Raw genomic sequence first — 22318 nt, forward strand, 5'->3', positions numbered from 1 at the left:
GCTTTCCCGTCCCTATGATGGCAACAGCAAACAAAATAAGGACTTGAGCATGAGTGATACCCACATCCGCGTGGTCGCCGGCCCCGCCAACTATTTTGCTTTCCCCGGTGCGATTGACCAACTGGCGCAGTTTTATTCGCCGCAGCAACTGGATAACGCGCTGTGGATTTATGGCCAGCGCGCGCTGGCGGCAGCCAAGCCCTGGTTGCCTGAGGCGTTTGACGCGCCCGCAGCCCGCAGGGTGTTGTTCAACAGCCATTGCAGTGAAAGCACGGTGCAAAACATCGTGCAACAGGCGGGGGCGGATCGGCAGGTGGTGATTGGCCTTGGCGGCGGTGCGGTGCTCGATACCGCCAAAGTGGTGGCGCGCCGGCTGGGTCTGCCGGTGGTGGCGATCCCGACCATTGCCGCAACCTGCGCCGCCTGGACGCCGCTTTCGGTCTGGTATAACGATCAGGGGCAGGCGTTGCGCTACGAAATTTTCAAGGATGCAAATCATCTGGTCCTGGTGGAGCCGGAAATCATTCTGCGTGCGCCGAAGGCGTATTTACTGGCGGGCATTGGCGATACGCTGGCGAAATGGTACGAAGCGGCGGTGCTCAGCCCGCAACCGGAACGTTTGCCGCTCACCGTGCAACTGGGCCTGAATACCGCGCTGACCCTGCGCGACGTGCTGCTCACCGAAAGCGAAGCGGCGTTGCAGGCGCTGGCGCAGGGGCAATTGAGCCGGCCTTTCCTCAATGTCCTGGAGGCGATTATCGCCGGCGGCGGCCTGGTGGGCGGATTGGGGGATCGTTACACCCGCATCGCGGCGGCGCATGCGGTGCATAACGGCCTGACCGCCTTGCCACAGACCGATGCCTTCCTGCATGGCACCAAGGTGGCCTATGGCATTCTGGTGCAAAGCGCCTTGCTGGAGCAGTGGGAAACCGTCACGCAGTTAATCGCGCTTTACCGCCGCCTGGATCTGCCGGTAAATCTGGCCGCATTGGCGGTGGATATTCACGATGACGAGCAGATTCGGCGCCTGATTGCACGCACCTTGCAGCAGGGCGAGTCGATTCATCTGCTGCCGGTCGCGCTCAGCGAGGCCACATTGCGTTCTGCGCTGAGCTATGTGGAGGCGCAAGCCGCCTAGGTAAAACGGGGGAAAGAGCTTTCCCCCGCTTCGATTAGCTTTTAGAGGCGTTATTGCGCAACCAGGTTACCGTATCGCCGATCGTTTGTTCTACCGGCCGGAATGTCAGGCCCAGTTCCCGTTCGCTTTTGGCATGATTGAAATGGGAGCGGTTGGCCTCTTTGACCATCAAACGCACCGTCGCCAAACTGAGCAAGACCGGCTTGCCGCTGAGGCGGGCGTACGCTTCCTGCAGCGCGGCGATGATATAGAGCAGCGGTAATGGCAAGGTGCGCTTTGGCGTTTGAACCCCGGCTATTTTGCCCAGCAGCGGCACCAGTTGCTGCATGGTCATATGTCGTCCCGCGGCCAGGTAGCGTTCTGCGCGTTTGCCGCGCTCGGCTGCCAGGATCATCGCTAACGCCACATCTCGCGCGTCAACCACTGAAAAACTGCCCGGCACCAGGCCCGGCAATTTACCGTTCATCACGTCGCTGGCCAGTTGCCCGGAAGAAGTGGGGCCGAGATCGGCCGGGCCCCACATCCAGCCCGGCAGGACCAGGTTGCCGTTCATATCGGGGTGGCTTTGCAGAAACGCCAGTACTGCCTCGTCAGCCAGAATTTTACTGCGGTAATAATCATCGGCATCCTCCGAACGACGCAGGCAGGTTTCGTCTATCGGCATGCCCGGTTCACCATTGAGCACTGCGATGGAGGAGGTATGAACAAAACGGCGAATGCCTGCGCGGTAAGCCTGCTCCAGCAGACGTTCCGTGCCGTCGACGTTGATCGCTTTCAGTTCGGGCCAGTGGCTGCCGCCCTTGTAGTTATCACGAAAATACGCGGCGGTGTGGAACAGTACGTCGCACCCTTGCAGATGTACGGCAAAGGCGGCCACATCGGCCATGTCGCCGGCGACCAGTTCCACGCCCTCGAGGGAGCCGAACTGCCAGCGGCCTTTATCCAGCGAGCGTACCAGCGCTTTGACGTGGCAGCCTTTTGCAACCAACTCTCTGACCAGATTATTGCCGAGCAACCCCGTTGCGCCGGTGACAAAAGCCGTTTTCATGTTCATCATCATTAAAATCTTAAGTGAGTTTCAAAGTTCATATGATATCTTAATTTAGTGACGTGCATTTAAAATATCAAGTGATATCTCAAATGCGTATCCATTACGCCAAAGCAGCCTAAAGTCGAAGAAGATGAAGACAGAGAAAAAGCGGTTAACCCGCGAAGAAAGTCAGCAGCAAACCCGCGAGCAGTTGCTTGAAACCGCGCGCCAATTGTTTATCGCCGGCGGTTACGGCGGTACCTCAATCCGGGATATCGCCAGCCAGGCCGGGTATTCCCAGGGGGCGTTTTATTCCAACTTTGCCTCTAAGGAGGCCTTGCTGCTGCAACTGTTACAACGCCATATGGAAGCGGAGGCCACGCAACTCACTGCGCTGGCGCAGAGTGATAGCGATACGCCGGAGCACGTGCTGACGGCGCTGGAGGCCTGGGCGGCGACCCTGAATCTGGAGGCGGACTGGTGCATGCTGTCGGTTGAGCTGCAGTTGCACGCGAAACGCAGCCCGGCTTTTGCCGTGGAGTACAAAAATATCTGTGACGTTCATCAGGCAAAAATTGGTGAGGTGATTGGATCACTGTTTCAACGGGTAGGCAAAGCGCCGCCGGCGGATCAAAACGAATTGGCGGCGGCCTTTATGGCGATGGCGCACGGGCTGGCTTTGCAGCGGACCGGCACCGGCGCCGATCCCTCCGGCAAATTGATCATGCTGTTTCTGCGCAGCCTGCTGTTTGCGCCGGCGGCAACCTGAAATGCCTGGCGCAGACGCGCCCGTAAATGATCTCGCAATTCAATGAGGTCTGGTCCTTATCCAGAACGGCAAAAGCTCGCGAAGCGAGCCGGATTTCGATGCAAACAGGTTAAGTTCCCCAGCCGAGAGGCTGGGGAGAGACGGTCATTTCAGTCGTTTGAGCAGTTCGTCAGCGACGCCGACAGCGGATGCCGGATTCTGGCCGGTGATCAGTTCACGATCGGTGACCACATGCGACGTAAAGGGCTGCGTATTGCTGCTGTATACGCCACCGGCCTGTTCCAGCGCCGTTTGCGGGTAGAATTTCATTTCTCCGCCGTTGAGCAGGCTTTTGGCCAACTGCTCTTCAGCGTTGCTGATCACCGTCATGCGGTAACCGGCGTAAATCCAGTCGGCGGGTTTTACTGCGTGACCGGTGGCGGCCAGCCGCTGAGTAAACGCCGGCGCGTCAGTCATGGCTGAAAGTAATGCGATAGGACCGTGGCAAACCAGCGCGGTGGGTTTTCCCCGCGCATGGAAATCCTGCAGCACTTTCCCCAGTTCGGGGCTGGTCAGCAGATCCTGCATCGGCGCATGCCCGCCGGGTACGTAGATGGCGTCAAAATTGGCATAGCCCATCTGGGCAACGCGCGACAGGCTGACGACCGGCGACTCGCTGCGGGAGGTCAGTTTCAGTTTGGACAATAACGCGCGGTGAGCCTGCAACGCGGTGACGTCATTATCGAAATACATCTTGTCATCCGAAGAGGCATCCAGCGTCGGGGCATTGCCCTCCGGGGTGGCGAAGGTCACATGGTGGCCGGCATCCAGCAGCAGTTTGACCGGTTGCATCAGTTCATTCAGATAAAAACCGGTAGGGAATACCTTGCCGTCTTTGAGGTCCAAATGGTTGGCATCAGACAACACCACCAACACATTGGCGGCTTGTGCCTGCATGGCGGCGAAACCCAGCGTGGCAGCGAGGGCGAATTTACGGATCGGACTCATGGCGGTTCTCCTTATGAATATGCCGCCACTTTATCCTTGCCTTTATGAGAGATAAATCAGGTAAAAAGGAAAACATTTGTTCTTTCGGGGATAAGATCGCCGTATGGACCCTTTAGTATCGATTCTGTTTAACGCCGCCATTCCGCTTTGCGACCACTATCCGTTCAGTACCAGAGAAATCTTCGGATATCTTTCGCACATAAACTCAACGAACGCCCGAACCTTCGGCGCGGTCAGGCGCCTCGAGGTATGCAACACCCAGAGCTTAACCTCGACACCCGATACCGTACCCCATTGAACCAATTCGCCGCGAGCAAGCTGCTTGCCTACGATTGATTGCGGGATCAGGGCGGCACCACCGCCGGCGATAGCGGCGTCGCGGATCATCAGGAATGAGGAAAATCTCAGTCTGGGGATGGGGTCGAGGACCAGACGGCCTTCGTCCAGATGCCATGTTGCAGGCTGGGCGTTTGAAAACACGATGGCGGGCACGGGGCTGACCTGCCCGGTCGCTGCCGGCATGGGTACCGAAGGGGCGGCTACGACGACCTGACGATCTTCGGCAAAGCACCGGCCGATCAAGCCGCTGTCGGGCCTGGGATTGATACGAATGGCAACGTCAAAGTGTTCTTCGACAAGGTCAACCATACGGTCCTCTGCCACGATCTCAATCGTTATCTCTGGATAGGCGGCACAGAACTCGGCGGCAATTTGCCCCATGGAAAGCTGCGAAAACAGCACCGGGGAAGCAACGCGCAAATGCCCACGGGGTGTCGAGATCCCTTCCCGGACCGCTGTCATGGCCTCAACGACTTCGTTTATCGAGCCGCTGGTCCGCGCCATCAACATGTCGCCCGCTTCGGTGAGCTTAAGTCCACGGGCGCTGCGCTCAATAAGCCGCACTCCAAGTTGTTCTTCAAGATCGGCGATACGGCGCGACAAGGTCGCCTTCGACCTGCCGCTCGCGCGGCTTGCCTTTCCCAATCCACCATGTGTTGCGACAAGCGCAAAGTCGACCAAAGCATTCAGATCCATACTGTTCCATTTATGAAACGAGATGTCTCGATTTTAGAGTCTGTTTCTTATATCTGCAACGCTCTATCTTCTCCTTACCGCAACATGAAATGAGGAACAAGCAATGAGCATCACTCAACGAGCCGTACTGATTAAAGAATACGGCGGCGCAGATGCCGTCGAAGTCGCAGAGGTGGCCATACCCCAGGTCGGGCAGGATCAGGTTCTGGTCCGGGTGCGCGCTGCCGGCGTGAACGGCCTTGACTGGAAAGTCCGGGAAGGCTACGTCCGGGATGCGTTCCCGCTTCCTTTACCGGCCGTGCTGGGCATTGAATTAGCCGGTGTTGTCGAGGCCATCGGCCCGGGAGTCACCCGTTTTCGTGTCGGCGACCGCGTCATGGGGGCATTGGGCGGGCTTGGCGCGTATGCCGAGTTCGTGGCCGTCAATGAGGCTAACCTGGCCCGCACGCCGGAAGGCCTGGACGACGTTCATGCCGCCGCCATCCCGGTGGCAGCCACCGCCGCCTGGCAGAGCCTTCATCATGCGGGGCCGGTTTCTCAGGGGCAGCGCATTCTTGTTCAGGGTGCGGCAGGAGGGCTGGGCGGTTATGCCGTGCAGTATGCCAAGCGGGCCGGAGCCGAGGTTTTTGCCACGGTGGCCAAAGCCGGTCAGGAATATGTGCGCAGTCTCGGCGCTGATCATGTCATCGACTATCAGTCCCAACGATTCGAGGACAGTGTCCGGGATATTGACCTGGTGCTCGACTATGTCGGAGGAGAGGTGCTCGATCGATCCTGGCAGGTGCTGGCGCAAAACGGCGTCATCGTCGGCACCTCGTCCCCCGATATTCTGGCCCGCATACCGGCAGGTCGTCGTGGCCTGTGGTTTATGAGCAAGCCGGATGGCTTACTGCTTGAAAAGTTGGCCATCGAGATTGCAAGCGGCACGTTGAAGTCAAAGATCGGTGAGGTGGTCGGCTTTGCCGACATTCCGCTGGCCATTGAACGCTATCGTACCGCTCCCCGGATCGGCAAGGTTGTCGTTGATTTCCTGCGCTGATTCGTTCGCGCGGCGATCGCGGGTCTCTCTCTCGCTCGCCGCGCACTGCCGGGGATTTCTTGCCGGATGGGGCCGGTTCAGGCTTGCGGAATGACGATATCGGCGCTGATGCGCGCGCCGTCGGCATCGAACACCAGGCATTGCTGTGGCTGGAATCCCGGTTGCAATTTTTGATAGGGCCGGAAATGGGCATCGCCGGGCAACAGCATTTTGAAACCGTCGTGGCCGTGGCATTGGCCGAACAGATAGGTGTTGTTGCCGAGCCGTTCCACCACTTCGCAGTGGAAATCCAGGCGTAACGGCGAATCGGAGTGGGTTGTCAGGTGCTCGGGGCGAATACCCAGCGTCACCGGCTCGCCGGGAGAAACCTGCAGGGTGGAGAGGGCGAGAGCCAGGGTTTTGTCTGGGCCTATGGAGACGGTCAGCAGCTCCGGCGCCCAGCTCACCACGGTGGCCGGCAAAAAGTTCATCTTCGGCGAGCCGATAAACCCGGCGACGAATTTGTTGATCGGGTTGTAATACAGCGCCATCGGCGCGCCCATCTGTTCCACCTTGCCGTAATTCATGACCACAATCTTGTCGGCCAGCGTCATCGCTTCAACCTGATCGTGGGTGACATACACCATGGTGGTTTTCAGCTCTTGGTGCAGCTTGGCGATATGCAGGCGCATGTCGACCCGCAGCTCGGCATCCAGGTTGGAAAGTGGTTCATCGAACATGAAGACTTTGGGATTGCGCACGATGGCGCGCCCGATAGCGGTGCGTTGGCGCTGGCCGCCGGAAAGCTGTTTGGGTTTTCTGTCCAGCAGATGGGTCAGTTGCAGGGTTTTTGCCACCATCTCGATTTGATGGCGGATCTCTTCTTTTGGCGTGCCGTTCACCTTTAACCCATAACCCATGTTTTCGGCGACGGTCATGTGCGGGTAGAGCGCGTAGGACTGAAACACCATGGCTACGCCCCGGTGAGCGGGCGCGACATCGTTAACCCGTTCTTCGCCAATCAGGATATCGCCGTCGCTGATCTCCTCCAGCCCGGCAATCATGCGCAGCAGCGTAGATTTACCGCAGCCGGACGGCCCCACGAACACGGCGAATTCACCGCCTTTAATCTCAAGGTTGATATTGTGCAACGTCACCGTTTTACCAAAACGCTTGGTGACATTCCTCAGTCTTATGCTGGACATCTTGTTGATCCTCGGAAGTTATCAATAGGCAAACCTGTCAGGGCGTTATCTGGCTGTTATCTCGCTTTTATGTAATACGTATAACAATTATTTTCCCATCGTCATAACGGCCAGAAAGTCTTGAAAAGACTATAACTGCGCTGGATTTCAAGCCATATCACCGGTTTTCATTTCTGCAATAACGATCACACAATAGTGATAATTGTATAGAGTTGGCGCGCTTCTCAGCGTAGCGTATAACAAGCCGAGGCAATGAACGGGTTGTCGCATTAGACGTTGTAATACTGAGCATTGTGTATGGCCTGAAACATCTAATCCCAAAGTGATAAAACAAAAATGTAATACCTTCACATGAGGTGGGTAATGAAAATCAAAACAATCACTGCTCTGGTACTGGCCACATTGGCGGCCAGCCAATATTCCGGTTTCGCCCTCGCGGCGGCAGGCCAACAGCTTACCGTCTGGGAAGACATCAAGAAGTCCGACGGCATCAAGGGTGCCATCGCCGATTTCGAAAAACAGAACGACGTGAAGGTTAACGTGCTGGAAATGCCGTTTGCGCAGCAGATTGAAAAGCTGCGGCTGGACGGCCCGGCCGGTATCGGCCCCGATGTGCTGGTGATCCCTAACGATCAGGTGGGTGCGGCGGTAGTGCAAGGTTTGTTGTCGCCGATAAAGCTGGATAAGGCCGCAGCCGACGCCTTCACCAAGCCGTCCATCGGCGCGTTCACCATGAATCAAACGCTGTACGGCGTGCCGAAAGCGGTAGAAACGCTGGTGCTGATTTACAACAAGGATCTGCTGCCGCAACCGCTGGCTAATCTGGATGCCTATTACGACTTCTCCAAACAGCAGCGCGCGGTGGGAAAATACGGCTTGTTGGCCAAGTTTGACCAGATTTATTACAGCCGCGGCGCGATCGCCGGCATGGGCGGTTATATCTTCGGCAACGACGGTAAAGGCGGGCTGAATCCGCTGGATATCGGCCTGAACACGCCCGGCGCCGTCGAAGCCGTGAGCTACCTGAAAAAATTCTACGCCGACGGCCTGTTCCCGGCGGGCATCATCGGCGATGGCGGGCTGAACGCCATCGATTCCCTGTTCACCGAGAAGAAAGCCGCCGCGGTGATCAACGGCCCGTGGGCCTTCCAGCCTTATGCCGACGCGGGCATCAACTATGGCGTGGCACCGCTGCCAACCTTGCCGAACGGCAAACCGATGAACTCCTTCCTGGGCGTGAAAGGCTACGTGGTTTCCACCTGGAGCAAGGATAAGGCGTTGGCGCAGAAGTTCATCGAGTTTATCAATCAGCCGGCCTACGTGAAAACGCGCTATCAGGTGACCAAAGAAATCCCTCCGCTGGTGGCGATGATTGAGGATCCGCTGATCAAGAACGACGAGAGGGCCAGCGCGGTAGCCATTCAGGCCAGCCACGCGACCGCCATGCCGGGCATTCCTGAAATGCAGGAGGTCTGGGGGCCGGCCAATGCGGCGCTGGAACTGAGCATGACCGGCAAACAACCGCCAAAAACGGCGCTGGACGATGCCGTCAAACAAATCAAAATGCAAATCGAAGCGATGCAGGCCAGCAACCAGTAACCGAGCAACGGGAGGTTTCCTCCCGTTTTCAAGAAGGAGCAGAATGTGATTGTCACTCCAAGTGAAAAGTTGTCCGCCGACCGAGGCCGATACAGCCATTCGGTGGGGGCGCTGATATTGGCGCTGATCCCCGGCTTTGGTCAGTTCTATCATCGCCAATGGGCGAAGGGACTGATCTTTCTGGTGCTGCTCAGCAGCTTTGTCGGGGTGACCTGGCAGTTCCTCACCGAAGGGCTGTGGGGGCTGTATACGCTCGGCAGTGAAGTGCCACGCGATAACTCCATTTTCCTGTTGGCGGAGGGGATCCTCAGCGTACTGGTGATGGGCTTTGGCCTGGCGATTTACGGCCTGTCGATACGCGACGCCTGGGTGAACGGCAGAAAGCGCGATGCCGGCATGGCGCTGAACAGCGTGCGCAAGCAATACCAGATGCTGCTGAGCGAGGGCTTTCCTTATCTGATGATCACGCCGGGGTTTATCCTGTTGGTGTTCGTGGTGATTTTCCCCATTTTGTTTGGTTTTTCTATCGCCTTTACCAACTACAACCTCTATCACACGCCGCCGGCCAAGCTGGTTGACTGGGTCGGGTTCAAGAACTTTATCAATATCTTCACGCTGTCGATCTGGCGCTCCACCTTCTTTGACGTGCTGCAATGGACCGTAGTCTGGACGCTGTTGGCCACCACGCTGCAATGCACGGTAGGGGTGATGTTGGCGATCCTGGTCAATCAGAAGGATTTGCGCTTCAAACCGCTGATCCGCACCATTTTCATTTTGCCTTGGGCGGTGCCGGGCTTTGTCACCATTCTGGTGTTCGCCGGAATGTTCAACGACTCGTTCGGGGTGATCAACAATGCCATTCTGGCGTTTTTCGGCATCGCGCCGAAAGCCTGGATGACCGATCCGTTCTGGACCAAAACTGCGCTGATCATGATGCAGACCTGGCTGGGTTTCCCGTTTGTGTTCGCCATGACCACCGGCGTGCTGCAGGCGATCCCGGATGACCTGTACGAAGCCGCGACCATGGACGGGGCGAGCACCTGGACCAAGCTGCGCACCATCACGTTGCCGCTGGTGCTTTACTCGATTGCGCCGATCATCATCACGCAGTACACCTTCAATTTTAACAATTTCAATATCATCTACCTGTTCAATAACGGCGGCCCGGCGGTGGCCGGCTCTAATGCCGGAGGGACGGATATTCTGGTGTCCTGGATCTACAAGCTGACGATGTCGTCTTCGCAGTATGCCATCGCCGCCACCATCACCATTCTGTTGTCGATTTTCGTGGTGGGCATCGCGCTGTGGCAGTTCCGCGCCACCAATTCGTTCAAGAACGATGACGCGGCCTAAGGGGATAGCAATGTCAAAGAGCATCAAGAAAGAGAAGTGGGTGCGTTTATCGCTGTCCTGGCTGGTGATTATTCTGGTGTCCGCCATCATCATCTATCCGCTGGTGTGGACCGTCGGCGCGTCGCTCAATGCCGGCAACAGCCTGCTGAGCAGCGCGATCATTCCGGAGAATCTGTCGTTTCAGCATTATGCCGACTTGTTCAACGGCAAGGTCAATTACCTGACCTGGTATTGGAACTCGATGAAAATCAGCTTCCTGACCATGGTGCTGACGCTGATCAGCGTCAGTTTTACCGCCTATTCGTTTTCCCGCTTTCGCTTCAAGGGGCGGCAGAACGGCCTGATGTTGTTCCTGCTGTTGCAGATGATCCCGCAGTTCTCCGCGCTGATTGCCATTTTTGTGCTGTCGCAGCTGCTGGGGCTGATCAACAGCCATATGGCGCTGGTGTTGATCTACGTGGCGGGGATGATCCCGATGAACACCTATCTGATGAAGGGTTATCTGGATGCGATTCCGAAGGATCTGGACGAATCCGCCCGGATGGACGGCGCCGGCAACTTCCGGATTTTCATCGAGATCATCATGCCGCTCTCCAAGCCGATTATCGCCGTGATAGCGCTGTTCTCGTTTACCGGCCCGCTGGGGGACTTCATCCTCTCCAGCACCATTTTGCGTACCCCGGAGCAATATACGCTGCCCATCGGCCTGTATAACCTGGTGTCGCAAAAGATGGGCGCCAGCTACACCACTTACGCGGCGGGCGCGGTGTTGATCGCGCTGCCGGTCGCTATCTTATACCTGGCCCTGCAAAAGTACTTTGTTTCCGGCCTGACCTCTGGCAGCACAAAAGGATAATGCGATGAAAACATTCAAACCGGCTTTATTAAGCCTGTGCCTGGCGGCCGGGTTGCTGTCCGCCACGGCGTTTGCGGCGGATAGCGTCATCATCAAACCGTTGAACAAGGTTCCGGCCGGCTTTATCAAGGGCGTGGATATTTCAACCCTGGCGGATGTGGAGCAGCATGGCGGCAAGTTCTACGACCAGAACAACGTTCAACAGGATCCGCTGGTCATCCTCAAACATAACGGCGTGAACTATGTGCGGCTGCGCCTGTGGGTCGATCCGCAAGACAGCGCAGGCCAACCTTATGGCGCCGGCAATAACAATCTCGCCACCACGCTGGCGCTGGCCAAGCGCGTCAAGGCGCAGGGCATGAAGCTGCTGCTGGATTTTCATTACAGCGACTTCTGGACCGATCCCGGCAAGCAGTTCAAGCCCAAGGCCTGGGACAACATGAGCTATGACCAACTGAAAACGACGATCCATGACTATACCCGCGACACCATCGCCAGCTTCAGGCAGCAAGGCGTACTGCCGGATATGGTGCAGATCGGCAATGAGATTAATGGCGGCATTCTGTGGCCGGAAGGCAAAAGCTGGGGCCAGGGCGGTGGGGAGTTTGATCGCCTGGCCGGGTTGCTGAACGCGGCGATCGCCGGGCTGCGGGAAAACCTCGATTCGCCTTCACAGGTGAAAATCATGCTGCATTTGGCCGAGGGCACCAAGAATGACACTTTCCGTTGGTGGTTTGACGAGATAACCCGGCGCAATGTGCCGTTCGATGTCATAGGTTTGTCGATGTACACCTATTGGGACGGCCCTATCTCAAAGCTGCAAGCCAATATGGACGACATCAGCAAGCGGTATAACAAAGACGTGATTGTGGTTGAGGCCGCTTACGGTTATGGCCTGGAAAATTGCGACGATACCGACAACAGTTTCTCCGCCAAAGAAGCGCAGGAGGGGGGATATCCGGGCACCGTTCAGGGGCAGGCCGATTTTATTCGCGATCTGATGCAGAGCATTATTAACGTGCCGGATAATCGTGGTAAAGGCGTGTTTTATTGGGAACCGACCTGGATCGCCGTGCCGGGCGCCGGTTGGGCTACGCCGGCCGGGATGAAATATATCGGTGAATCCGGCAAGGATGGCAACGCGCGTGAAAATCAGGCGCTGTTTGATTGCCGGGGTAAAGTGCTGCCTTCATTAAAGTCATTTAATTAATTGCGCCGTCAGTAATAAAGAATTTCGGTAATTATTTTCTAAGGAATCATGATGAATAAATTCCCTCCTTTGAGTGCAAAGGTGCCTGGCCTATTGCATGGGGCCGACTATAACCCGGAACAATGGGCTAATTATCCGGGCATGGTGGAGAAAGATGTAGAACTGATGAAGCAGGCTAACTGCAATATTATGTCGGTAGGGATATTCAGCTGGTCGAAGCTTGAACCGGAAGAGGGGAAATATCAATTCGCTTGGTTGGACGAGGTGCTGAATAAGTTATATGCGCAGGGTATTCACGTGTTTTTGGCTACGCCAAGCGGCGCGCGCCCGGCGTGGCTGTCGCAGAAATACCCGGAGGTGCTGCGCGTGGGGCGCAATCGGGTATCGGCGTTGCACGGTGGCCGGCACAACCACTGCCTGTCCTCCCCGGTGTATCGCCGCAAGGTGAATGAGATCAACCTGGCGTTGGCTCAGCGCTATGCGCACCACCCGGCGGTGATTGGCTGGCATATTTCCAACGAATACAGCGGCGAGTGCCATTGCAGCCGTTGCCAGAGCGATTTCCGCGATTGGCTGCAGCAGCGTTATCAGACGCTGGAGCAGTTGAACGAGGCCTGGTGGAGCGATTTCTGGAGCCACACCTACAGCGACTGGTCGCAGATTGAATCGCCTGCGCCGCAGGGTGAGGTGTCGATTCACGGTCTGAACCTGGACTGGCGGCGTTTTTGCAGCACCCAGGCCACCGATTTCTGCGCGCAGGAAATCGCGCCGCTGAAGGCGGCCAATCCAGACTTGCCGGCCACCACCAACTTTATGGAATATTTCTACGATTACGATTACTGGCAGATGTCGAAAGTCATCGATTTCATCTCCTGGGACAGCTACCCGATGTGGCATAACCGGCAGGACGAAACCGGCCTGGCCTGCTATACCGCCATGTTCCACGACCTGATGCGCAGCCTGAAGCAGGGCAAGCCTTTTGTGCTGATGGAATCGACGCCGAGCGTCACCAACTGGCAGCCGATCAGCAAGCTGAAGAAGCCGGGCATGCATATTCTCTCCTCACTGCAGGCGGTCGCGCACGGCGCGGATTCGGTACAGTACTTCCAGTGGCGTAAAAGCCGCGGCTCGGTGGAGAAATTCCACGGCGCGGTGATTGACCATTCCGGGCGGCTGGACACCCGCGTCGGCAAGGAAGTGAGCGAACTGGGCCGGTTGCTGGCCGCCATGGCACCGGTCGCCGGTAGCCGGGTCGAGGCGCGGGTGGCGATTATCTTCGACTGGGAAAGCCGCTGGGCGATGGACGATGCCCAAGGGCCGCGCAACGCCGGGCTGCATTATGAACAGACGGTGGTGGAGCATTATCGCCCGTTCTGGGAGCAGGGTATTGCGGTGGATATCATCAACGCCGATTGCGATCTTTCCGGCTATCAACTGGTGATTGCGCCGATGCTGTATATGGTGCGCGAAGGCTTTGCCGCGCGGGCGGAAACCTTTGTCCGGCAGGGCGGGCAGTTTGTCGCCAGCTACTGGAGCGGCATCGTCAATGAAAGCGATCTGTGCCACCTGGGCGGTTTCCCGGGGCCGCTGCGGCCGTTGCTGGGGATCTGGGCGGAAGAGATCGACAGCCTGACGGATGACGAAACCAACAGCATTCGCGGCGTGCCGGGCAACGAGTTGGGTTTGCAGGGCAGTTATCAGGCGCGCCATCTGTGCGAGTTGATCAATCTGGAAGGCGCCAGCGCGCAGGCGGTTTACGGCGGCGACTTCTATGCCGGCCGCCCGGCGTTGACGGTCAACCGTTTTGGCGACGGCAAGGCGTGGTATGTCGCTTCGCGCAACGATGCCTCTTTCCAGCGCGATTTCTTTATGGCGATAGCGCAAGAGCTGGCGTTGCCGCGCGCGCTGGAGACGGCATTGCCGCCGGGCGTGACCGCACAGCGGCGCACCGACGGGGAATCCGAGTTTATTATCGTGCAAAACTACAGCGACAAGGCAAAAGCCGTGGCGTTGCCGGCGGCGTATACCGATATGTCGAGTGCTCATACTCTACAGGGCGAAATGACGTTGGCCCCCTGGGGCTGCCGCATATTGACCCGCAAGTTGGCATAGTTTCTTCCCCTTGCGCCCGTTCAGTCGAACGGGCGTTTTTTTACGCCCGTCTCTTATGAGGAAATAACCATGGTCAGTTTAAAAGCCTTTACGCATTATTTCTCGCACCCGAAATCGCCGGTGGAAGATAATAACGTCGATATGTCTTTTTTAAAAACGCTGATGCAGCATTTAGGCGGCCGAGAAAATATCCGGCATGTCGATGCCTGTATTACCCGCTTGCGCGTGACGGTGACGGATTTAGCCAAGGTCGATACGGAAGGCTTGCAGCAGTCGGGCGCTTTGGGGGTGATTATTATTGGTCAGGAGGTGCACGCGATATTTGGCAAGCAGTCGGATAATTTGCGTAAATTACTGGCGGAGCGTTTTTCGGTTAATCATCAGGAATAAAAAATAATTGGTAACCACCTTTGGGTGGTTACCAATGGACGACAGCAACCGGAGAGCGTCGTCAAAGACACAGGAGATAATGATGAGATAATTAAGTACTGCCAATGAAGCAAGAGTCGTTATTTACCCTGATGCAAGCCTGTTACCACCAGGCTTCAACCTGCACGCCAAAGTTCCAGGTATTGCTGGCGGTGCCGTCCTTGAATGAATTGCCTTGCTCTGAATCATTGAGATAGGAGGCGTATACGCGCAATTCAGGGCGGGACATGAATTCCGGCCCATCCGCCAGCCCCAACGCCAGCGTGTACTTCTCGCCGCCTTGCTTGTAGTGGCTACCGTCTTTGTGGTCATCCTTCTGGTAGAAAGCGCCGGCTTCGCCAATGCCGCGTACGTACTGCGTGAACTGGTACTGCGCCCGGCCCACCAGAGAGATCAGGTTGCTTTTGTCGATCGCATCGCTCAGGTCGTTGGCGGAGCCCCAGGTCAACACGTGGTTAAGGGAGAACTTATCGGTAATCGGGATCAGACCGGTATTGATCACCCGGTAACCGGTGGCATCGCGGGTATTGTTCCAGACGTCATACCAACCGCCGCCCTGGGACACCATGTTCTGCGCCAACCCTTTGGTGGCGTACTGCAACACCATTTTGTTATAGCCGCCCAGCATGTCCTGGCTGATCTCGCCGGTCAGCATCACGCCGTTTTCCGCGTCGTACAGGCCGCCGTACTCTTTTTGCTTGTTGGTCGGGTTCGGCATCGCATAGTCGATACCAAACTCGGTCCAGGCGCCGGTCCACGGCTTCCAGCCGGCATAGCGCAGGTCGAGATAGTTGATGTTGAGGTCGTTGGTGTTGTCGACACGGTAATCCACGTCGTTGCCGTCACCGCGGATCCAGGCTACGGAGATGGCGCCCGGCCCGAAGGAGAGGTTTTCCACGCCGGCGCCGGCACCCGAAATGTTCCAGTATTTGGTATCGATGATGTGCAGGTCGTGGCGCTGATAATAGCGCTTGCCGCCCCAAATCACCGCGTTCGGGTCGCCCGGGATCAGCCCCTTGATTTGCAGATTAAGCTGACGCAGCCCGAATTGCGCGTCATCTCCCAGCGTGGTTTCGTTGTCGTTTGAACCGTCCGACACCATGCTGACCATAGTGTCGAGATAGAAGCTGACGTCGTTCTTTTTGTAGACTTCGCTGCCCAGTTCAACTTCACCGTAAGTATCGGATTCGTTGCCCAGGCGGCCAATTTTGTTCTTCTGCCATTCTTCCAATCCACCATCCTGGGATACGCCGACCCCGGAACGCAGATAGCCATGGAAATCGATCCCTGGGGTTTCGACGGCAAAAGCGACCGGTGAGGAAAGCGCCATCGCCAAAGCGACAGACAATGTGCGTAGTCTTGTTTTCATGTATGCCTCATTATGTTTTTTGTATTACGTTCACATCCACGCAGCAATAGAATGGCTAATCATGACAACAAACAATCGCGTTATTGATTTATTGTGATTTAGTGCAAATAAAACAGCAGGATTTGTAACGGTTAGTGAGAAAGATCACTAAGGCTGGTTATGTGAACGAATAACTTTTTTTGAAATTTGATGGATGTGATCGGGGTAACTATGCGGTGAGGGGGGCGCCTGTTACAATCAGTCCAGAGCAATCACAGGGAACGGATTATGAAGTCGAAAAGCACCACGTTAGAAGATGTTGCCCGTCATGCCGGCGTGTCTTACCAGACGGTTTCACGGGTGTTGAACAAGTCTGCCAATGTCTCTGAAGCCACGCGTCGCAAGGTTGAGCAATCCATTGAATTGCTCAGGTACGTGCCCAATCGCCTGGCGCAGCAGTTGGTGGGCAAACAGAGCCGAACGCTGGGGCTGGTCACCATCTCCCTGGCTCTGCATGCCCCTTCGCAGGTGGCGGCGGCGGTAAAGCGTTACGCCAATGCGGAAGGTTATCAGGTGTTGATTTCAATGATTGATGAGAACGTCAATCATGGCATACAGGATTCGATCAACGATCTCAAATCGCAGCGGGTAGAAAAGGTCATCATCAACGTACCGCTGGAGACGGCGGTGGCGGAGAAAATCGCCGCGGACAACGATGACATTACTTGCCTGTTCCTCGACGTTGACCCTTACAGTTCGGTGTTTAACGTTTCGTTCAACCCGGCGGACGGCACCCGCGCCAGCGTCAAGTACCTGTACGAACTGGGGCACCGCGACTTTGCCTTGCTGGCGGGGCCGCAATACTCCATTTCGGCCAATTTGCGACTGAAGAACTGGCAGGAAGCGCTGCAGGATTATGGCCTGACGCCGGTCACTGTGCTGCACGGCAACTGGGATGCGCAAAGCGGTTACGCCGGCGCATTGCAGATGCTGCGCGAGACCCCGCATTTCTCGGCGGTGCTGGTGGGGAATGACCAAATGGCGCTCGGGCTGCTAAGCGCCTTCCATCAGAACCAACTGCCGATACCGGGGCAAAAATCGGTGATTGGCTATGACGATGCTTATGAAAGCGCCTTCTTCTACCCGGCGCTGACCACCGTCTCGCTGGATCTGGATTTGCAGGGCAAGGAAGCGGTCAGGAAGGTGCTCAACACCAGCGAGAGCGAGCTGTCGCGCGCGTCCTCGATTCTGTCGGCAAAGCTGGTGATCCGCAATTCCACCGGGCCGCGCGAACATAACGACAAGGACCTGAAGCAGATTGCCGAACAGCTGCGTCTGTTGGCGCAACGCCTGGAGCAGTGATCGCGCTCCGGCGCTGTTCGACATCGGTATGATCAGGCTCCGGCGTTTGCGTCCCAAATCGGCAGCAAGGCTGTGACTGCGCTATCGAGCACCGAATGACTGACGCCGTCGCGCGCCAACGTCGAAACGCCCAGCAGGAAGCTGTCAAACAAAGTGGCGATGGCGGCAGCGTCGGTATCCTTGGCCAGTTCGCCGCTGGCAATGCCTCTTTTGATGCAGTGAATAAAACCGTTCAGCGTACGCCGGCGCGAATCGGCAAGCGGCTTCAGGACCGCCGAATGCTCCTCCGCACCGCCTGACATTACGCCCAATGCAACCATGCACCCCTTGGGATGTTTATCTTCACACTGCATCTTCACCGAGCGGCGCAGTGAGGTTTCAATCGCCTCTCTGGGGGGGAGGGAATCATCCCAGAGCGCATCATTGACCCGCCCATAGCTGTTGAGATAGCAGGCTACCGCCTCTCTGAACAGCGCCTCTTTCGAACCAAAGGCGGCATAAAAACTGGGCGCGCTGATGCCGCCGCCAATCTGCGCTTTAAGCTGAGCCAGAGAAGTGGCCTCATACCCGTGCTGCCAAAACAGATGCAATGCCTGCTGAACGGCCTCGTCGCGGTCGAACCGGCGAGGGCGACCCATTTGTGCCATGACTGACTCCCTGTTTGTAAGTTACATACCGATCAGTATAAATCTTGTTGACACTCAGATGATAGCTCCTTAGCATAATTATACCACTCGATACATAAATCAATTCCAGTGACGTACTGACCGACATGCACCTTGGCAAAAGAGTGCATTTCGCTGTCGCTTATATTTATACCGATCGATACATAAATGGATAAACCATGAACCAAACAACTACCCATTGCAGTGATGCCGGAGCGATCCCCGAGGAGGCTCAGCGTCTGCCGATTGCCGCGCTGCTGGCATTAGCCATGACGGGATTTATTTGCATTGCTACCGAAACGCTCCCCGCCGGTTTGCTGGCCCAGATCGCACCTGGCCTACAGGTGTCGCCTTCGCTTGCCGGACAGATGATCACCGCCTACGCGCTGGGTTCGGTACTGGCTGCCATTCCATTGACGCTCGCCACTCAGCGTTGGCGGCGGCGCAACGTTTTGCTGTTGACTATTGTGGGGTTTTTTCTCTTTAACTCGATCACTGCGATGTCGGGCAGCATTGTGGTTACGCTGACGGCGCGCTTTTTTGCCGGTGCGGCGGCGGGGCTGGCATGGAGCCTGCTCGCCGGCTATGCGCGCCGGATGGTGGCGCCTCATTTTCAGGGCAAAGCGATGGCGGTGGCGATGGTGGGCGCACCGGTAGCGCTGTCGCTGGGCGTGCCGCTCGGGACATGGCTGGGGTCGGTGGTCGGTTGGCGCACCGCCTTTGGCGTTATGTCGTTGCTGTCGTTGGCGTTAATCCTTTGGGTGCTGGCAAAGGTGCCGGATTATCCGGGGCAGACGGGAACCAAACGGATGCCGCTGTACAAGGTGTGGATGACACCCGGCGTCAGATCGGTATTGGGCGTGGTGGTGCTGTGGATGTTCGCTCATAACATTCTCTATACCTACGTTGCGCCTTTTATTACGCCGGCAGGCCTTGGCGACCGTGCTGATGCGGTATTGCTTATTTTCGGGTTGGCGGCGCTGGTGGGGATCTGGATCACCGGCCGGGTGGTTGACAGCCACCTGAGAACGGCGGTGCTGACCAGCCTTGCGCTCTTCGCCACCACCAGCGTGCTGTTGGGCTTGGGGTTCCAGAACGCGCGGGTGATTTGTGTCGGTATGGCACTGTGGGGGTTGAGTTTCGGCGGTGCGGCGACGCTACTGCAGACCGCACTGGCGGATGCCGCCGGTGAAGGTGCGGATGCGGCGCTGGCCATGAACGTGGTCACCTGGAACAGCGCCATCGCGGGCGGCGGCATTTTCGGCGGGATCTTGCTTGATCGGTACGGCCCGGCGTTTTTTCCCTGGGCAACGCTGGTGCTTCTGTTGGGCGCGTTGGCGGTCGCGGCCGCGGCCAAAGGGCACGGATTCTCCGCGGGAAGACGCCAGGGCTGAACCTGGCGGTTGCAGATGGCGCATTCCGTGCGCCATCCGGCTTCAATCCTCGGATCAGGTGTTATCTACCCGGGGATTGGAACGGGTCGGTTGACTGGGGTATTCCACCTGATGCTTGTGCAGATAGTCCCGTATCAGTTGCCGGATCACCTGCGACGGGGTGACGTCCTGTTGCAGGCACAGCTCTTCAAGGGCTTTTTTCTTATCCGGATCGATGAGTATCGTCAGTCGTGCCGTTTTCTTTTCCATGAGGATTCCTCCAGAGGATGATAATCAAATGATAATGGCATGCTGGGTAATCGGCTATCCAAACCACAGTTTCTAGTTAAAATGCAACCGCTCAATTTTGCGCGACAGAAAACCTAAATCACAGCCAAAGGTCGGACCGGCGGCGGCGGCAAGCTGGCGCAGCAGGCTGAGCGGCGTCTCAACATGGCCCGGCGCAGCGTAAATAATGACGTTGCCGCTGGGCGCCACGCAGTAAAGAACGGTTTTAAACGCGCAGTGCAAACTGTGATACAGCAGCGTGCTGTCATCGGGCACCTCATGATAATTCAGCACCAGCCAGCCCTGAGGCGAAAGGCGACCTGCGCATTGCTCCAGAAAATTACGCGTGCCCTGTTGCGGGTCCATCGCGAAGGCGCTGTAGAGATCGGAAAATATCAAATCATAACGCCGAGTGGCGGGAGCCTGTAAAAAATCGGCGGCATCGAGGGTGTGCAAGGTGACGGTGTCATCCGTGGGCAGGGTGAAATAACGGCGGGCGACAGACACCACCGCCGGGCGCAGTTCCACCACATCCAGCAGCATGTTGGGATCATAGGCATGTAATGCCCGCACCAGGCTGCCGCCCCCCAGCCCGAGGATCAGCGCCGCCGAAGGCGGCTGCCAGGCCACCGCCATCAGCATGGTTTTTATGTAGTTGTGAACCGGCACCTGCGGCGCGCTGATGCACATTTTGCTCTGCTCGCAAATGCCGTCGAAACGCAGGGTACGGTAGTCTTTGTGGTCAGAAACGATAATTTCACCGCAATGATCCTCCTCCCGGGCGATGACCTGTCCACGGGGAGAAAAATCAAGACTGTTTAGCAACTTATCAACAATCGACATGGTAGCTTCGCTTTGGCTCCTTTATAAAACGGCGGCTTATTTACGGGCGCACATAAATTCGGCCGTACAGATACGGCGGCCATTGACCGTCGCCATCCCGGAAAAACGGGCAATGCCGGACCGTTGCCGGACAAAGACGACGTCCATGCGCAATTGGTCGCCGGGCTGAGCCGAGCGGTAGAAACGGGCGCGTTGAATGGCCGCAAAATAGTAATGCTCGCCTTGCGACAGCGGGCCGAGAAAGTAGTGGGCCAGCAGGCCGGTGCTTTGCGCCAATGCTTCCACCATCAGGATACCGGGGAAAACGGTGGTCTGGTGGTGACCGGTCCAAAAGGTCGGTTCATTGGCGGTTATGTTTTTGATGGCGCTCAAGCGCCCATCAGGAATCGACGTGCCGGCGGGCAGAATGCGGTCGACCAGCAGACAGGGGAACCGATGTGGCAGGATAGATTGAACATCCTGGTACTGCAGGGGATTACCATTCAGCGGCATGATTGATTTGGATCCTGTCAGCGGGACGAAACTTGGCCAACGGTGGCCTCTGCGCCCGGCGGGAATGTAATAGCATTATAATGTTATTATCATCTCATGCACCAACTGAAAAATCGGCAAGATAAACATTAGCGATGCATGGTGACAATGTCACATGAAGTTGACGATGAAAATTTCAATGTAAGATGTTGATATATTGATTTTTTAATCGAGGAGGGAATGGCCGCCATCAGGATGATGACGGCCAGGGCGGTTAATCAGCCTTTATCACGCGTTATTTTATCGAGGTAGCCCATCAGGAAAGCGGAAAGCACGAAGGTGAGGTGGATAATCACGTACCACATCAGCTTATTGTCCGGCACGTTCTTGGCATCCATAAACACCCGCAACAGGTGAATGGACGAGATCGCGACGATGGATGCGGCTACCTTGCTCTTCAGAGAGGTGGCGTCCATTTTCCCCAGCCAGCTCAACTTTTCTTTGTCTTCGCTGATATCCAATTGCGAAACAAAGTTTTCATAACCCGAGAACATCACCATGACCAGCAGGCCACCTACCAGCGCCATATCGATCAGCGAAAGCAGGGTGAGCACCAGATCCCCTTCGGTTATGGAGAAAATGTTCGGCAGAACATGCAGTATCTCCTGGAAGAATTTGACCGACAGCGCCACCAGCGCCAACGACAAACCAAAGTAAACCGGGGCAAGCAGCCAGCGAGAGGCATACATGGCGTTTTCTAAAAAGCGTTCCATAATCATCTGAGTTTGTTACCAAAAGAGGCGCACAGTATAGCTCAGAACGCCCGGCGAAAGGCAAGTCGGGTGGGGTATGCCCACAGCCATGCAAACGGTTATTCCGTACCTTGGGTTTTGCCCTTGTTATCCACGTGGCCTAATGGCCGCTCGGGAAAGCATGTATCGCGCAAACGCTGTTTGAGCGCTGCCGCGTCGGGGAAGCCGCCTTCGGTTTTGCGATCCCAAATGACGGCGCCATCCACGGTGATCTCATAAATGCCGCCGGTGCCGGGAACCAGCGTAACTGCGGCCAAATCGGTGCCGAAGGTGTGGAGCAATTCTTGCGCCATCCACGCGGCGCGCAGCAGCCAGTTGCATTGCGAACAATAGTGAATGGTGACAGCGGGGGACGTTTTCATTGAGCAGGCCTGGGCGCTAAGATTTTCTCATCATCATCGAATGCCGCCGCAGC

Annotated in this window: 22 protein-coding genes; 11 read left to right on the forward strand and 11 right to left on the reverse strand. The window is 56.6% G+C overall.

Features of this window, described 5'->3' with window-relative positions:
- Nucleotides 1–49 precede the first annotated feature (49 nt).
- Nucleotides 50–1138 (forward strand): oxidoreductase, encoded by a 1089-nt coding sequence (locus JK621_RS10675; protein ID WP_212559763.1) that lies wholly within the window; start codon nt 50–52, stop codon nt 1136–1138.
- Between the two features lie 34 nt (nt 1139–1172).
- Here the strand turns inward: JK621_RS10675 and JK621_RS10680 are convergent, their stop codons facing one another.
- Nucleotides 1173–2198 (reverse strand): SDR family oxidoreductase, encoded by a 1026-nt coding sequence (locus JK621_RS10680; protein WP_212559764.1) that lies wholly within the window; start codon nt 2196–2198, stop codon nt 1173–1175.
- 121 nt (nt 2199–2319) lie between these two features.
- On the opposite strand from JK621_RS10680, the gene JK621_RS10685 reads away from it, so the two are divergent.
- Nucleotides 2320–2937, forward strand: coding sequence for a TetR/AcrR family transcriptional regulator (locus JK621_RS10685; RefSeq protein WP_212559765.1), 618 nt, complete (start codon nt 2320–2322; stop codon nt 2935–2937).
- 144 nt (nt 2938–3081) lie between these two features.
- Here JK621_RS10685 and JK621_RS10690 read toward each other — a convergent pair whose 3' ends face one another.
- Both JK621_RS10690 and JK621_RS10695 read right to left on the reverse strand, forming a co-directional pair.
- The gene (locus JK621_RS10690; protein WP_212559766.1) at nt 3082–3924 is read right to left on the reverse strand and encodes a type 1 glutamine amidotransferase domain-containing protein; all 843 of its coding nucleotides are present in this window, start codon (nt 3922–3924) and stop codon (nt 3082–3084) included.
- Nucleotides 3925–4080: 156 nt separating this feature from the next.
- Complete coding sequence (locus tag JK621_RS10695) at nt 4081–4959, reverse strand: LysR family transcriptional regulator (protein ID WP_212559767.1); 879 nt, start codon at nt 4957–4959, stop codon at nt 4081–4083.
- A 103-nt stretch (nt 4960–5062) separates the two neighbouring features.
- Between JK621_RS10695 and JK621_RS10700 the strand changes: the two genes are divergently transcribed.
- Entirely contained in the window at nt 5063–5998 is a 936-nt protein-coding gene (locus JK621_RS10700; RefSeq protein WP_212559768.1) for an NADP-dependent oxidoreductase, read from the forward strand.
- A 77-nt stretch (nt 5999–6075) separates the two neighbouring features.
- Here the strand turns inward: JK621_RS10700 and JK621_RS10705 are convergent, their stop codons facing one another.
- Nucleotides 6076–7182 (reverse strand): ABC transporter ATP-binding protein, encoded by a 1107-nt coding sequence (locus tag JK621_RS10705; protein ID WP_212559769.1) that lies wholly within the window; start codon nt 7180–7182, stop codon nt 6076–6078.
- Nucleotides 7183–7545: 363 nt separating this feature from the next.
- Between JK621_RS10705 and JK621_RS10710 the strand changes: the two genes are divergently transcribed.
- The 6 genes from JK621_RS10710 (at nt 7546) to JK621_RS10735 (ending at nt 14702) form a co-directional block, all read left to right on the forward strand.
- The gene (locus JK621_RS10710; RefSeq protein ID WP_212559770.1) at nt 7546–8781 is read left to right on the forward strand and encodes an extracellular solute-binding protein; all 1236 of its coding nucleotides are present in this window, start codon (nt 7546–7548) and stop codon (nt 8779–8781) included.
- Nucleotides 8782–8826: 45 nt separating this feature from the next.
- A complete protein-coding gene (locus JK621_RS10715) occupies nt 8827–10134 on the forward strand; it encodes a carbohydrate ABC transporter permease (protein ID WP_212559771.1) in 1308 nt (435 codons plus the stop codon).
- A gap of 4 nt (nt 10135–10138) precedes the next feature.
- Nucleotides 10139–10990: a sugar ABC transporter permease gene (locus JK621_RS10720; protein ID WP_212560179.1), complete on the forward strand. Its 852-nt coding sequence runs from the start codon at nt 10139–10141 to the stop codon at nt 10988–10990.
- 4 nt (nt 10991–10994) lie between these two features.
- Nucleotides 10995–12200: a glycoside hydrolase family 53 protein gene (locus JK621_RS10725; protein ID WP_212559772.1), complete on the forward strand. Its 1206-nt coding sequence runs from the start codon at nt 10995–10997 to the stop codon at nt 12198–12200.
- Nucleotides 12201–12251: 51 nt separating this feature from the next.
- Nucleotides 12252–14312: a beta-galactosidase gene (locus JK621_RS10730; protein WP_212560180.1), complete on the forward strand. Its 2061-nt coding sequence runs from the start codon at nt 12252–12254 to the stop codon at nt 14310–14312.
- Nucleotides 14313–14381: 69 nt separating this feature from the next.
- Entirely contained in the window at nt 14382–14702 is a 321-nt protein-coding gene (locus JK621_RS10735; protein ID WP_212559773.1) for a glucose PTS transporter subunit EIIB, read from the forward strand.
- Nucleotides 14703–14844: 142 nt separating this feature from the next.
- Here JK621_RS10735 and JK621_RS10740 read toward each other — a convergent pair whose 3' ends face one another.
- Nucleotides 14845–16110: a maltoporin gene (locus tag JK621_RS10740; RefSeq protein ID WP_212559774.1), complete on the reverse strand. Its 1266-nt coding sequence runs from the start codon at nt 16108–16110 to the stop codon at nt 14845–14847.
- A gap of 267 nt (nt 16111–16377) precedes the next feature.
- Between JK621_RS10740 and JK621_RS10745 the strand changes: the two genes are divergently transcribed.
- Nucleotides 16378–17451 carry a LacI family DNA-binding transcriptional regulator gene (locus tag JK621_RS10745; RefSeq protein WP_212559775.1) on the forward strand — a complete coding sequence of 358 codons (1074 nt, stop codon included), beginning with the start codon at nt 16378–16380 and terminating at the stop codon, nt 17449–17451.
- A 32-nt stretch (nt 17452–17483) separates the two neighbouring features.
- Here JK621_RS10745 and JK621_RS10750 read toward each other — a convergent pair whose 3' ends face one another.
- Nucleotides 17484–18098 carry a TetR/AcrR family transcriptional regulator gene (locus JK621_RS10750; protein WP_212559776.1) on the reverse strand — a complete coding sequence of 205 codons (615 nt, stop codon included), beginning with the start codon at nt 18096–18098 and terminating at the stop codon, nt 17484–17486.
- Nucleotides 18099–18295: 197 nt separating this feature from the next.
- On the opposite strand from JK621_RS10750, the gene JK621_RS10755 reads away from it, so the two are divergent.
- The gene (locus JK621_RS10755; protein ID WP_212559777.1) at nt 18296–19510 is read left to right on the forward strand and encodes an MFS transporter; all 1215 of its coding nucleotides are present in this window, start codon (nt 18296–18298) and stop codon (nt 19508–19510) included.
- 54 nt (nt 19511–19564) lie between these two features.
- On the opposite strand, the gene JK621_RS10760 is transcribed toward JK621_RS10755, so the two are convergent.
- The 5 genes from JK621_RS10760 to JK621_RS10780 form a co-directional block, all read right to left on the reverse strand.
- A complete protein-coding gene (locus JK621_RS10760; protein WP_006318355.1) occupies nt 19565–19759 on the reverse strand; it encodes a ribbon-helix-helix protein, CopG family in 195 nt (64 codons plus the stop codon).
- Between the two features lie 72 nt (nt 19760–19831).
- The gene (locus tag JK621_RS10765) at nt 19832–20620 is read right to left on the reverse strand and encodes a spermidine synthase (RefSeq protein ID WP_212559778.1); all 789 of its coding nucleotides are present in this window, start codon (nt 20618–20620) and stop codon (nt 19832–19834) included.
- Nucleotides 20621–20656: 36 nt separating this feature from the next.
- Nucleotides 20657–21112 carry a 3-hydroxyacyl-ACP dehydratase FabZ gene (fabZ, locus tag JK621_RS10770; protein ID WP_212559779.1) on the reverse strand — a complete coding sequence of 152 codons (456 nt, stop codon included), beginning with the start codon at nt 21110–21112 and terminating at the stop codon, nt 20657–20659.
- Nucleotides 21113–21369: 257 nt separating this feature from the next.
- A complete protein-coding gene (locus tag JK621_RS10775) occupies nt 21370–21864 on the reverse strand; it encodes a TIGR00645 family protein (protein ID WP_212559780.1) in 495 nt (164 codons plus the stop codon).
- Nucleotides 21865–21962: 98 nt separating this feature from the next.
- Nucleotides 21963–22265, reverse strand: coding sequence for a SelT/SelW/SelH family protein (locus JK621_RS10780; RefSeq protein ID WP_212559781.1), 303 nt, complete (start codon nt 22263–22265; stop codon nt 21963–21965).
- Between the last annotated feature and the right edge of the window lie 53 nt (nt 22266–22318).

Source organism: Serratia plymuthica, assembly GCF_018336935.1.
GTDB lineage: Bacteria > Pseudomonadota > Gammaproteobacteria > Enterobacterales > Enterobacteriaceae > Serratia > Serratia plymuthica_B.

Excerpts from the sequence above, each read along its gene's own strand:
- JK621_RS10675 (WP_212559763.1), top strand. The coding sequence starts at position 50 with ATGAGTGATACCCACATCCGCGTGGTCGCCGGCCCCGCCAACTATTTT.
- JK621_RS10680 (WP_212559764.1), bottom strand. The coding sequence starts at position 2,198 with ATGATGATGAACATGAAAACGGCTTTTGTCACCGGCGCAACGGGGTTG.
- JK621_RS10685 (WP_212559765.1), top strand. The coding sequence starts at position 2,320 with ATGAAGACAGAGAAAAAGCGGTTAACCCGCGAAGAAAGTCAGCAGCAA.
- JK621_RS10690 (WP_212559766.1), bottom strand. The coding sequence starts at position 3,924 with ATGAGTCCGATCCGTAAATTCGCCCTCGCTGCCACGCTGGGTTTCGCC.
- JK621_RS10695 (WP_212559767.1), bottom strand. The coding sequence starts at position 4,959 with ATGGATCTGAATGCTTTGGTCGACTTTGCGCTTGTCGCAACACATGGT.
- JK621_RS10700 (WP_212559768.1), top strand. The coding sequence starts at position 5,063 with ATGAGCATCACTCAACGAGCCGTACTGATTAAAGAATACGGCGGCGCA.
- JK621_RS10705 (WP_212559769.1), bottom strand. The coding sequence starts at position 7,182 with ATGTCCAGCATAAGACTGAGGAATGTCACCAAGCGTTTTGGTAAAACG.
- JK621_RS10710 (WP_212559770.1), top strand. The coding sequence starts at position 7,546 with ATGAAAATCAAAACAATCACTGCTCTGGTACTGGCCACATTGGCGGCC.
- JK621_RS10725 (WP_212559772.1), top strand. The coding sequence starts at position 10,995 with ATGAAAACATTCAAACCGGCTTTATTAAGCCTGTGCCTGGCGGCCGGG.
- JK621_RS10730 (WP_212560180.1), top strand. The coding sequence starts at position 12,252 with ATGAATAAATTCCCTCCTTTGAGTGCAAAGGTGCCTGGCCTATTGCAT.
- JK621_RS10735 (WP_212559773.1), top strand. The coding sequence starts at position 14,382 with ATGGTCAGTTTAAAAGCCTTTACGCATTATTTCTCGCACCCGAAATCG.
- JK621_RS10740 (WP_212559774.1), bottom strand. The coding sequence starts at position 16,110 with ATGAAAACAAGACTACGCACATTGTCTGTCGCTTTGGCGATGGCGCTT.
- JK621_RS10745 (WP_212559775.1), top strand. The coding sequence starts at position 16,378 with ATGAAGTCGAAAAGCACCACGTTAGAAGATGTTGCCCGTCATGCCGGC.
- JK621_RS10750 (WP_212559776.1), bottom strand. The coding sequence starts at position 18,098 with ATGGCACAAATGGGTCGCCCTCGCCGGTTCGACCGCGACGAGGCCGTT.
- JK621_RS10755 (WP_212559777.1), top strand. The coding sequence starts at position 18,296 with ATGAACCAAACAACTACCCATTGCAGTGATGCCGGAGCGATCCCCGAG.
- JK621_RS10760 (WP_006318355.1), bottom strand. The coding sequence starts at position 19,759 with ATGGAAAAGAAAACGGCACGACTGACGATACTCATCGATCCGGATAAG.
- JK621_RS10765 (WP_212559778.1), bottom strand. The coding sequence starts at position 20,620 with ATGTCGATTGTTGATAAGTTGCTAAACAGTCTTGATTTTTCTCCCCGT.
- fabZ (WP_212559779.1), bottom strand. The coding sequence starts at position 21,112 with ATGCCGCTGAATGGTAATCCCCTGCAGTACCAGGATGTTCAATCTATC.
- JK621_RS10775 (WP_212559780.1), bottom strand. The coding sequence starts at position 21,864 with ATGGAACGCTTTTTAGAAAACGCCATGTATGCCTCTCGCTGGCTGCTT.
- JK621_RS10780 (WP_212559781.1), bottom strand. The coding sequence starts at position 22,265 with ATGAAAACGTCCCCCGCTGTCACCATTCACTATTGTTCGCAATGCAAC.